This window comes from Pseudomonas sp. 2957 (genome assembly GCF_031456345.1).
Lineage (GTDB): Bacteria > Pseudomonadota > Gammaproteobacteria > Pseudomonadales > Pseudomonadaceae > Aquipseudomonas > Aquipseudomonas siliginis.
The window spans coordinates 819,556-831,769 of sequence record NZ_JAVDUL010000002.1; the positions used below are offsets into that span (position 1 = coordinate 819,556).

3 protein-coding genes are annotated in these 12,214 nt (G+C 57.5%); all 3 read left to right on the top strand.

What is annotated here, in order from left to right; translation table 11 throughout:
• The first annotated feature begins 6 nt into the window (after window positions 1-6).
• The 3 genes from J2Y39_RS09210 to J2Y39_RS09220 are packed head-to-tail and all read left to right on the top strand — an operon-like array spanning window position 7 to window position 12,139.
• Window positions 7-4,857, top strand: a complete 4,851-nt coding sequence (locus tag J2Y39_RS09210) for a neuraminidase-like domain-containing protein (protein WP_310216903.1) — start codon at window positions 7-9, stop codon at window positions 4,855-4,857.
• A complete protein-coding gene (locus J2Y39_RS09215) occupies window positions 4,854-9,464 on the top strand; it encodes a SpvB/TcaC N-terminal domain-containing protein (RefSeq protein ID WP_310216906.1) in 4,611 nt (1,536 codons plus the stop codon). Before J2Y39_RS09210 ends, J2Y39_RS09215 begins: the two co-directional genes overlap by 4 nt.
• Complete coding sequence (locus tag J2Y39_RS09220) at window positions 9,461-12,139, top strand: RHS repeat-associated core domain-containing protein (RefSeq protein ID WP_310216908.1); 2,679 nt, start codon at window positions 9,461-9,463, stop codon at window positions 12,137-12,139. Before J2Y39_RS09215 ends, J2Y39_RS09220 begins: the two co-directional genes overlap by 4 nt.
• The last annotated feature ends 75 nt before the right edge of the window (window positions 12,140-12,214 follow it).

Here is a 12,214-nt window from a genome sequence, read left to right on the forward strand (position 1 = left end):
ACGATCATGACGACTGCCTTCGATGCGCCCCTTAACGAAGCACTGCGTGACGCGATGCTCGCCCTTTATCTGCACGAAGCCATACCCAGCGATCCCTACCTGATCGAGCAAGGGCTGGCTCAAACGATCAAGACCGCCAACGACCTTTATGAATTCTGGTTGCTGGATGTACTGGTCAGCCAGGATGTCCCGACCAGTCCGGTGGCCTGCGCCATTGCCAGCTACCAACAGCAAATCAACAGCATGATGCTGAACCTGGAGCCCGGTTACAGCGATGACAGCTTTACGCCTTTGCAAACCAGCACCTGGCGCGACGGCCTCAATCGCTACTCGATCTGGCCCGCCCTCCAGCAGTTGCGCACGTTCCCGGACATCTATCTGGACCCGACTTTGCGCCTGACCAAGAGCGCCAGTTTCGAGCAACTGGAGAATGACCTCAACCAGGCGCAGATTCAGCCCGAAACAGTACAAACCGCAGTGCTGGCTTACCTTGCCAGGTTCGAAGAAATTGCCAACCTGAAAATCTGCAATGGCTACATTGACGGGGAAGATTTTGCCAACAGTACTTATTATTTCATCGGCAAATCCCCTGCCGAAAATGCTTATTACTGGCGCTCACTGGACATGTCGCAGCGCGCGGTCAAAGCGCCCGCGAGTGCAGCAGGCGAAACCCCGGTCAAATATGACAAGCCGCTGCCCAATGCCTGGTCGGATTGGCAAAAAGCCAACGTGCCCATTTCGGAAAAGGCGCTGGAACACACCATTCGCCCGTGCTGGTTCAACAATCGTCTGTTCGTGATCTGGGCCGAGCTGGAGCTTCAGGATGCGGACGCCGTGCAGACCCCCGTTGACGGCAAGGCCGACCAGAGCGTCAAGGTCAATCCCAGGTTCCGCCTATATGCCAGCTACAAGAAATATGACGAGACCTGGAGTACGCCGCGGGTTTACATCGAGAGTTACTGCCAGACCAAAGCGCTGATCGAAAAACCGCAGGAAGAAATTGCGGAGCAAACCCAGACCATTGCGGTGTATGACCACTCGACGTCACCTGAGTCGATGGTGCTCATGCTGTATTCGAACTATCAGGGCGTCCCTTCCGAGATTCCGGGCGATGCAGATACCTATGATTTTCTGCGAACGGTACAGATAGACAAGAACTTCAATGTTACACCGCTGCCACCGTCATTCGGCATGGCGCCGGAGGTCAGACCGGCCTCACCTCCCTCCGTCGAGGTCCTCAAGAACGGCGAAGCCCACGTGAGGCTGATCGGCAATATTTTCGCCAATGGCAACGCTGGTCGTTTCCAATACTGGCTTCCCTCTGGCACGCCAATGTTTGGTGCAGTGGAGTACCAGACACCGGATAGCGAAAAGACCACCTGGGATTATCAGGGGTGGCAGTCGCGAATCGAGACCAGCGTGAAAGACGTCGACTTTGTCTATAACCGGGCGGCGTCCAATATCGAGTTGACCGCAAGACTGGCGGCAGGATTCAACAACCTCCTGATTTTCAAACTTTCCGTCTTCGACAAACACGACGAAAACAAGGAGCTCATCAAAGTTACGCTGGTGTTCGATCCTTCGGAAAATCACCTTGAAGTTCCGCTACTTCCAGGCTCCATCATTGAACCTGTTGGTACCGACTTCATGGATGTCGCAGATACGGCATTCTGTTTCAAGGGGTACCCTGATCGGCTGCGTAGCTTGATCGCCGACCCTGTCGGGAATCCGACTGAATTTACGGTACCCGCCACCAAGCAAGGAGAAACGGCGTGCCTTGCAGGTAAACATGCAAATCGAAGGGTGCTCTATGAACTGATCGGCTCCAGCATGGTTTTGTTTACGTCCTTTTGGCGTTCTACCACCGATCACAATGAAATCGATCTTCATCCTTCAGCAGGGCGCTATAACAGCAGCGTGGGCTACCAGTTTTTCATCGCACACCCGCTAAATGTTCTGTCAACAAAGCCGCCTGAAACATTCAGCGCAATGCGCAAGCTGGCGTCTACAGCCATCGTCAATAGCCTGTCGAAGGACTCCTCGCTGACTTATTCGTTTTCGGTCGATCAATCCACCCTCCAGCCCGACGGCTGGCCAGTGGAGTGGCCTGAGGATCCAAAGGAACTGAAAATCCCGCTGATCTATGGTGTTCTGGTTTATCACGCAGGCTCCTTGGCAACCACGCTGATTGGCGGAGCACTCAAGGCGCTGACCGTTGAATGGGCAGAAGTGCCTCCCTCAAACTTGCAAATAGCGCCCAGCATCAACAGCATGATCGACCCGTCTCTGGGGGACAGCCCTTCTTTGGGCAAGGCGCAATTCATTGACTTCAGCGGCTCCGGCATCGAGTTGAGCGACGGGCAGGAACCCGAAGGATCACGTCGGGCCGCTGTGCGCATGAACACCACCTTCGCCCGGCAACTGATCAACCTTGCCGAAGGCGGCATGGAACCTCTGCTGAGCTGGGAAACCCAGACCCAGCACACAGAACCACCTATCCCGGACGGTCAGGGATCGCAAGCCATGGATTTCTCGGGCGCTTACTACCTGTATTTCCTGGAACTGTTCCTGTACCTGCCCTGGCTGGTGGCCTACCGCTTGAACGAAGAGCAGCAGTACGACGAAGCGAAACAGTGGCTTGCGTATCTGTTTGACCCGACACGACAAAGCGCGGACCCGGGACACCCCGGTTACTGGCAGGCCGTACCGTTGGAAGAGCCGGTATGGCCCGGTCCGGTCGACCCCAGCCTGGCCATTCTGTACCCGGACGATCCGCATCAGATTGCCTTGAGTTTTCCGGTGCACTTTCGCAAGGCGCTGTGGAAACTGTTTATCGAGATCGAAAGCCGCCAGGCTGATCTGGCGTATGCAGAGTTGACGCCGGACGGCCTGGCTGAAGCCAAGATGCGCTACGTCCACATCATGGATCTGCTGGGACCGCGCCCGGATGTACGCCAGATCGACGAATGGTTGCCGCTCACGCTCGACGAATTGAGTTCGTCGAAGAATGTGCAACTGCGTCAATTCGAACAGCGCCTGATCAGCGCCCACCAGCGGCTGCAACAACAGCCACCTTTGCGTATCGGCAGGGCCCCGGCTTCGCAGCCCGCACCACTATTGTGTCTGCGGCCTGACGGCCATGACCCGCTACTGGCGAGCGCGGACACTGAGTATTTCCGTCGGCCCTTCAACCCCGAACTGATCATGCACTGGGATCGAGCCGAAAGCCGCTTGTTTAACCTGCGACATAACCTCGATATGGCCGGCGCTCCGCTGAACCTGCCATTATTCGCCACGCCGCTGGATCCGCGCGCACTGCTCGCCGCGTGGGGCCAAGGCTTGTCCGGGGCAGCACTCAGCCGCTTGTTGAACCCGCAGATTCCCCATTGTCGCTTCAGTTTCATGTTCGCACTCGCGCAGAACGCGGTGGACAGCGTGATCGCGTTCGGCGCCACGCTACTGTCGCTGATCGAACGCAAGGAGCAGGCGCAGTACCTGGAACTGCAACAGCAGCAGGCGTGGAACCTCGCGGAGATGGCGGTGCAAATACAGGTTCAGGCCGAGAAGATTGATGAAAAAAACAAGGAGGCGTTGCTGGCGAGTCAGGACACCATTCTGGACCGAGTGAGTTATTACGAGAAATTGCTGAAAGACGGTGTCAGCACCTTGGAAATCGGCGCGGGAGCTTCTTACCTGCTGGGAAGTCTCGGCCAGACCGGAGCGACGATTGCCCACGGAATCGGCCAGGCAATGACTGTAGCACCGAACATATTTGGCATGGCGGCCGGTGGCGCACGCCTGGAAGGTGCTGCCAACGGCTTCGCGGCCCATATGCAAGCGTTTTCACACGTTGCGTATGGCGCAAGCCAAACCATGGATCGCATCGAACAATACCGGCGCCGCGCCCAGGAATGGACCCAGGCCCGCGACCAGGCAAAACTCGAAGCCGAGCAAATCAAGGCCCAGCTTGCCGTCTCCGACGAACAACATAAAGCCACGCAACTGCAACTGCGCCAGGCGCGAGCAGCACTCAACCAGGCCAAGGCCACCCACGATTTCCTGCTGAGCAGCAATCGTTTCAGCCGATCGCAGACCTACGACTGGCTCAACAGCAAATTCGCCGGTTTCTACCATACCGCCTTCACCAACGCACAATCGCTATGCCAGGCCGCTGAGGCCTGCTGGCAATACGAAATGGGCGATTTCACCCGAACCTTTGTCCATCCCGGCGCGTGGAATGCCACGTACCGCGGCCTCGGTGCCGGGGAAGAGTTGAAGATGAGCCTGCAACAGATGTACAGCCAGTACGTGCAGCACAACCGCCGCGATCTGGAAATCAGGAAAACCGTGTCACTGAAGGATTTGACCGGCAAGGACCCGAGTTCAACCATCAATAAACCGTGGGCACAGATCAAGCAATCGCTGATCGACAACGGCACGTGTGAATTGGAACTGACTCAGCAAATGTTCGACGATGATTACGCCGGGCAAAATCATTACCTGCGCCGGATCAAGACTATAAGCGTGACGCTACCGGCCGTGCTTGGGCCTTATCAAGATATTCGAGCGGTGCTGAAACAGACCTACAGCAAAGTTGAAATGGCCCCCACGGTCGGCAGCAGCGTCAAAGAAAACCTGCGATCCAGTCAACAGATCGCCCTGTCGAGTTCGCTGGAAGACAACGGCATGTTTCAGCTCAACTTCCAGGACGAACGCTATCTGCCATTCGAATACACCGGCGCGATTTCACGCTGGATCCTGACGTTTCCCAAGGGTCAGGAGCACATACTCCAGCGCTTGCCCGACATCATCCTGCATGTGTGCTACACCGCGAGATGCGAAGGCGGTTCGCTATGAACGAACAGCCGCCGCCGCAACAGTCGACAATGCAGATCAACACACCGAGCCTGCCCAAGGGCGGCGGCGCCATCCAGAGTATTGGCAAGGGATCGGCCGGCGTGGGTACCAAAGGCACTGCGTCGCTGGAACTGTCGTTGCCGATTTCCACCGGACGCGGTTTTGTCCCGCCATTGGGTCTGGGCTATAGCAGTGGCACGGGCAACAGTTCCTGCGGGATTGGCTGGCAGTTGACGGTTGACGCGGTGACCCTGCGCACGGTCAATGGCGTGCCGACTTATGACGGCACTGACCAGGTCGTGGGGCCTGACGGTGATGTATGGCTGCCCGAGCGCAATGAAAGCACCGGTGAATTGATCTTCCGCACTACTGAGCAATACAACGGCTTGCCCCTGACGACAGCGTATGACGTCGTTCGCCACTGGCCACGGGTCGAGGGTGCATTCGCCTTGATCGAACATTGGTCGAACGAGACCGACAAAGCCGGTTTCTGGCTGATTCACGGTGCCGACGGCAGCCTGCATATCTATGGCACCACCGCCAATTCACGCCGGGCCGACCCTGCCGACCCGCAGCGCGTCGGCGTCTGGATGATCGACGAAAGCCTCAATACCCGCGGCGAACACATCATCTACGAATACAAGGCGGAAACCGAACTGCCAGTCGCTCCGCAGTATCGCGACTATCGCGCTCAGCGCTATCTCAAACGCGTGTGTTATGGCAACGAAAAAGCCTCAGCGCACCTGTATGCCTGGGACAGCGGTAGCCGGGAAAAACAGTTGTGGCACTTTCAACTGGTGTTCGACTATGGCGAACGCAGCAGCGATCTGGAACAAGTGCCAACGTTTGAAGAACAACAGCCATGGGCCGAGCGCAGCGACCCTTACTGGATCTACGCCTACGGTTTCGAACTGGGCAACCGACGCCTGTGTCGACAAGTGCTGATGTTTCATCACTTCCCCGAAGAGTTGGGTGACCATCCGGTTCTGGTGCAGCGCCTGCTCCTGCAATATCGCCTCAGCCCACTGGGTTACAGCCATCTGAGCGCGGCGCATCAGCAGGCCTATGACGGCCTCGGCCAGATCGAAAGCCGACCGCCCATGGAGTTCAGCTACAACACGTTCGACCTCGCCCCGCAGCCGCAGGGCTGGAAAGAATTCACGGCCATGCCCGGCCTCGACGATGGTCATCAATATCAGTTGGTTGACCTGTACGGTGAGGGCCTGGCGGGTGTGCTCTGCCGTTATGACCACGGCTGGTATTACCGCGAGCCGTTGCGCGCAGAGACCGGCAGCGACCAGGTCGAGTACAGCGAGTGGAAACTTCTTGAAGGCGTGCCGATGTCCGACGCCGGCAAACCCGTGCATCAGTCGCTTACCGATCTGACCGGCGACGGCAAGCTCGACTGGGTGCTCGCCGCGCCGGGCATGTGCGGATTTTTCACCCTCGACCCAGATCGCAACTGGTCAGGGTTCGTGCCCTTCGATGCATTTCCCGGCGAATTTTCCCACCCGATGGCGCAGATCGCCGACTTGCTGGGTGACGGCCTGAGCGACCTGACGCTGGTCGGCCCGCGCAGCGTGCGTTTGTATGCCAATCGTCGCGCGGCTGGCTTCGCCGAGGCCGTCGACGTGCCGCATGCGGAAAAAACCGCCGCAGGCGATGATGATGAGCTGCCTGTGCTGAGCAATACACCGAGCGAAATCGTTGCATTCGCCGATCTCATCGGCAGCGGTCAGCAACATCTGGTGCGGATCCGTCATAACGAAGTCAAGTGCTGGCCGAATTTGGGACATGGTCGTTTCGGCAAAGGCTTTGTGCTGTGCACCCTGCCCTTCGCCTACGATGAATTCAACGCCTCACGGGTCTTGCTGGCGGATCTCGACGGCTCGGGTGCGGCTGACCTGATCTACATGGAAGCCGAGCGCCTGCGTATTTTCATGAACCATGCCGGCAGCGGTTTCGCCCAGACATCCATTGATCTTCCCTGGCCTGAGGGCCTCGCCCATGACGCGCTCTGGCAGGTCACCAGCGCAGATCTGCAAGGCCTGGGCTGCTCGAGCCTGGTGGTGACATTGCCGCACATGTCGCCCAGACACTGGCGTTACGATTTCGTCGACGCCAAACCCTATCTGCTCAACAGAAGCTGCAACAACATGGGTTGCAGCGCCAGCGTGAATTACCGCAGTTCGGCGCAGGAATGGCTGGATGAAAAACGTGAGCAACAGGCAGCCGGTGTTGAAAATCCAGTGTCCGGTCTACCCATGGCCATGCACCTGGTACACGAGCAAATCCAACATGATGAGATCACCGGCAACACACTGACACAGCTCTTCAGCTATCGCGGCGGTTATTACGACCGTTTCGAGCGCGAATCCCGTGGTTTTCGCCTGCTGCTGCAAAGCGACACCGAAGCGTCAGCAACCGAGTTCACCGCGCCGATTCTCAGTAAGACCTGGTTTCACACAGGCGAAACCATCGACCCGTCAAGAACCGGTTATTACAGCCGTGACGATGATGCGGTCGATCTCAAACCCACACTGCTGCAGCTCTATCACTTCAATGATCGCATCGCGCAACCTTTCACCGAAGCCGATGAGGAGACTGCGCGAGAGATCGCCCGCACCCTGAGCGGCCGAGTGATGCGCTCGGAAGTGTTCGCCGCCGGTGACGACGCGGCGACCGCAGTCCCCTATGTGGTCCAGGAACATCGCTATGGTGCACGGGTGCTGCGCCCCAAAGGCAAGTACCAGCCTTATGCAGTGATCTTGCCCCTGGACGCGGAATCCATCAGTTATCAGTACGAACCGGCAATTGCCGACGATCCGATGTGCCAGCACCAGTTGAATCTGGAATGGGACCCCTACGGCCGTGTGGTGCATGCTTTCACGGTGAACTACGCGCGACGCAAAACCAGCAGCGATGCGCCGCCGTTCACTGAAGAGCATCAGCAGAACTGGTGGAAGGATGCTCATGACGATGCGCAACAAAAATGGTACCTGACGCAGCTCCGGTCAGAATCGATTCATTTGCCCAATGACGAGGCCTGGCGCCTTGGATTGCCCTGCCGCTTGCGCAGCAATTCGCTGGTGCTGGAAAAAGCGGCGCTGAGTGCCGCAACGATCCACCATGAACATATTTTGCTAATGGCCCGCGAGGATGGCGAATGGGCGCAGCAAGCAGTGTTGTCTGCATTGACGCTGCAGCGCTACATCGACCCTCGCAGCGGTGCAACGCTGGATCCGGGCGACGCGACTTTCGAGGGTTTGCCCGCCTACATGGAGACGGCCGAACTGGACGCCGTCGCCCTCAGCGCATATGACAAACTCGAGGTGGATGGCCAATTACCCTTCAACCTGAAAGAAAAACTCGAATCGCAGGAGGTCGGTTACCACATCATGCCGCTGTTCCTGCCCGAGCAAGATCACGGTCCGATCGATGATCCTGACGATGCGAAGAACTATCTGTGGTCAGTGCACAGAGGTTTCTCCACCTACCACGCACTCGACGGCTTTCATAACGTGCAGAAATACCGTGAAACCCGCAGTCACGGCGAAACCCTGATTACCTATGACGCGTATTGGTGTGTGACAACCGCTGTGACCTTACCGGACGGCTGCACTACCCGCAGCCTCGACGTGGACTACCGCACCTTCCTCCCTGCGGCCATTGAAGATGCCAACCGCAACCTGCAGGAAGCGCGCTACAACGCTTTCGGCGAGCCGCTGGTGAGCAGTTCCCACGGCACCGAACTTGGAGAACCGGTGGGTTTTGACCCGCTGCAAACCTACGTCCCGCCGGCAGACCGCGACCCGGCCATTGCCATCGCCGATCCGAAACAAGCCATTGGCAACTTCGCCCATGCCGCTTTCTGGGATACGTTCAGTTGGATGGGTTGCATCTCCCGCACGTCCTCACGCTCCCAAGAGTGGTGGGACTGGGCGAAAAGCCAAGGCTACATTCTGCCCGAAGGACACATTTGCGATCGCGCCCGACAGTACCTTGCCGCTGTGGAAAATCCCGATCGGAATGAAACCGAACTCCAGCAGCAAATCGATAATGCACAGCGTGAGCCCGTGTATGCCGTCTCTCTGGTGGCCGACCGCTATCCGCTTGATCCCGATCTGCAAGTGCGAGTCAGCATTGCTTGCCTGGACGGTTTCGGCCGCACTCTGCAAACCAAACATGAGGTCCCCCCGGGCGTGGCCTGGCAGGTCGATGACAACGGTGAGTTGGTCCTCGACGACAATGGCAAACCAATAGACGCCCAGGCCCAGCGACGCTGGCGTGTCAGCGAGCCAGTGGAATACAACAACAAAGGCCAGACTGTGCGGATTTACCGGCCCTACTTCGCCGATCAACCGCGCTACATCAATGATCGCTCGATGCGCAAGCATGCTTTTCACGACCAGCAGTTCTACGACGCGGTGGGCCGACCGACCGCAACCGTGCTGGCGAAGCAAATGCTGCAAGGCAATCCACCGACGCTCAAACCCCTGCGCCGGGAAGTCTGGTACTGGATCTGGTGTAACGTCGCCTTCGACGAAAATGACCTGTTCGACCCGCCACCGGAACAACGGCGACGCAACTGGTGGACAGGAAGGTGAGCAAGCATGCGCAGACACCGCATCTTAGCGTCACTGATGCCCGAGGCTTACCGGTGCGGCAGGTTGCCTACTGGCGCGAAGATGGCAGCGAATCTGAAGCGCGCATCACCGCGGTTCAGCATGACGTTGACGGGCGACGGGTGGCGCAGCGCGATCCACGATTGTTCGCCGACGCATCAGCCCCCGCCAATCTCAGGACGGTTTACTCACTGACCGGTCAGGTGCTGATCACGCTCAGCGTCGATGCCGGATGGCACGTCAGTCTGTGGGGCGAGGCGCGTCAACCGCTGCACGGTTGGGATGGCCGGGGTAGCGTGCGCAGCATCGAGTATGACGAACAGCTGCGACCACTGGCTGTGTTCGAACACGCCGATGACGGAAAACCTTTGTGCACGGAGCGATATGGTTATGCCGGCAGCAATCCGACATTTGCCACGCGGAATCAGTGCGGACAGATCATCCGCCTCGATGATCCGGCCGGCACGCAGTTGTTCGAACAGTTCGGATTGACCGGTGGAATCATCGCTCAGTCTCGACGCTTTCTGCGCTCACTCGACCCTCCTGACTGGCCGGTATCGCTCAGCGAGCGTGACAAATTGCTCGAAGACGCGCCTGCCGCCACGAGCTACTCGCGTTTCAACCCGCTCTCGGAAACCATCGAACAAATCGACGCCAGAGGACACCGACAGCTTTTCAGCCAGACCCTGGACGGCCAGTTGCGAGACGTTCGACTGCAATTGAAGGGCATCGCGCCGAAAACCCTGGTCGGCGCCATCCAGTACGATGCCCAAGGACATACCCTTCGGGAAACCGCTGACAACGGAGTGATCACCACATTGGACTACGCCGCCGAGGATGGCAGGCTGATCAGCCTGCAAAGCCAGCGCGGCAATGACATCCTGCAAGACCTGCGTTATGTCTACGACCCGGTAGGCAACGTGCTGAGTATTGAAGACGCCGCCCTCCCGATTCGATACTTTGCCAACCAGCGCATCGAACCGGTCAACCGCTACCGTTATGACAGTCTCGATCAGTTGATCGAGGCCACGGGTTGGGAGGCCGGTCAGACATCGAAGTTTTCACTGGCGGATCCTGCAGCGATCGCCAATTACACCCAGACCTATCACTATGACTGCGGTGGCAATTTGCTCAAATTGATCCACGACGGCCCACAAGGCCACGGTCACCGCCTGGTCGCCGCCAAGCACAGTAACCGCTGCTTGCCGGTGCGCGATGGCATGGACCCGGGCGAGGAAGATTTGCGCAACGGCTTCGATGCCAATGGCAATCTGCTTGGCCTGCAACCAGGACAGACTTTCAACTGGGACTTGCGTAACCGATTGCGTGAAGTCCGGCTGGTTTTGCGTGAAGACCGTTCGGCTGATAACGAGCAATACCGATACGCCGCAGACGGCATGCGCGTGCGCAAAGTGCGGCTGATGCAGACCAACGCTAAAACGCTGATGAACGAAGTGCGTTATCTGCCGAATCTGCAAATCCGTACCCACAGTGGTACGGGAGAAATACTGCAGGTGATCAGTGTCCAGGCCGGGCGCAGCAGCGTGCAGGTGTTGCACTGGGAATCCGAACCGCCCCAAGGCATCGACAACGATCAAGCGCGTTACAGCCTCAACGACCATTTGGGTTCCTGCACCCTGGAACTCGACGCCACGGGCAAGCTCATCAGTCAGGAGCGATACCACCCTTTCGGCACCACCGCGTGGTTTGCCGGGCGTAGCGAAATCGAGACAAGCTATAAAACGCTGCGCTATTCGGGCAAAGAGCGGGATGCGACCGGGCTTTATTATTACGGGTTCAGGTATTACGTGGCGGGTTGGCAGCGATGGTTGAATCCGGATCCGTCCGGGGCGATTGATGGTCTGAATCTGTTCAGCATGGTGAAAGGCAATCCGTTGGCCTACTTCGATACTGATGGGCGAATTCGTGAAGGCGTCAATGAGGAGTACCCGACTCAAGCGACCATCGGATCTTCGCCTTCGCCGCAATCATCAACGCCATTTTCAGCAAACTCTGTAAATAACGAAAGCACGAGATTCGGATTTCCTGATACACCACCATTGTCTCCAGAAGTAGCGAGCGCAAGCCACTCCATCGAAGTGTTGATGGAGAAAGTGCAATTGACCGATTCTTCGCTGAAGAACAAGCCAACGTCGATTGCAGATGATATTGGTGGTCGCCCTGCTATAGGCGGCGGGGGCGAAGGAGAAATATACGAAAGCGCCGACGGGAAACATGTCTATAAAAAGTTCAGAGGAGCCGACAAGCGAAACAGTATTCCGGGGTATGTAAAAACCGAAGCCGAGGGTTTCAATGCTTACTATGGAGCAGGCTCGGCGACGGCACTTATTGAAGACAATCAGAGTTACCTCAAGATGATAAAACTCGATGGCATCCCCCTCGGCGACATCAAGAAAGGTTCCATTCCGGCAAGCGGCGCCAATGCACTTTTGGAGATGTTTAATGAAATGGAAGCAAAGGACCTATATCACCAGGATGTACAGGACCATAATTTCCTCTGGTCGGAGAGAGATACTAAAGTTTACCCCGTCGACATGCAGCCGTTCCCCTTCGAGCTTGCCCAGTACACGATAGACTCATACGAGCGAAGTAAAAAACAGTTGCTGACTCAATTTGCTCGCAACGTGAAACGCTGACTTCCATCCCCCCTCAAGCCCTTGAAGGGACATCGAGGTGTATGCGAAATGCGTGCATTACAGTACATATGGGAG

Coding starts and splice junctions, on each gene's coding strand:
- J2Y39_RS09210 (WP_310216903.1), top strand. CDS start 7: ATGACGACTGCCTTCGATGCGCCCCTTAACGAAGCACTGCGTGACGCG.
- J2Y39_RS09215 (WP_310216906.1), top strand. CDS start 4,854: ATGAACGAACAGCCGCCGCCGCAACAGTCGACAATGCAGATCAACACA.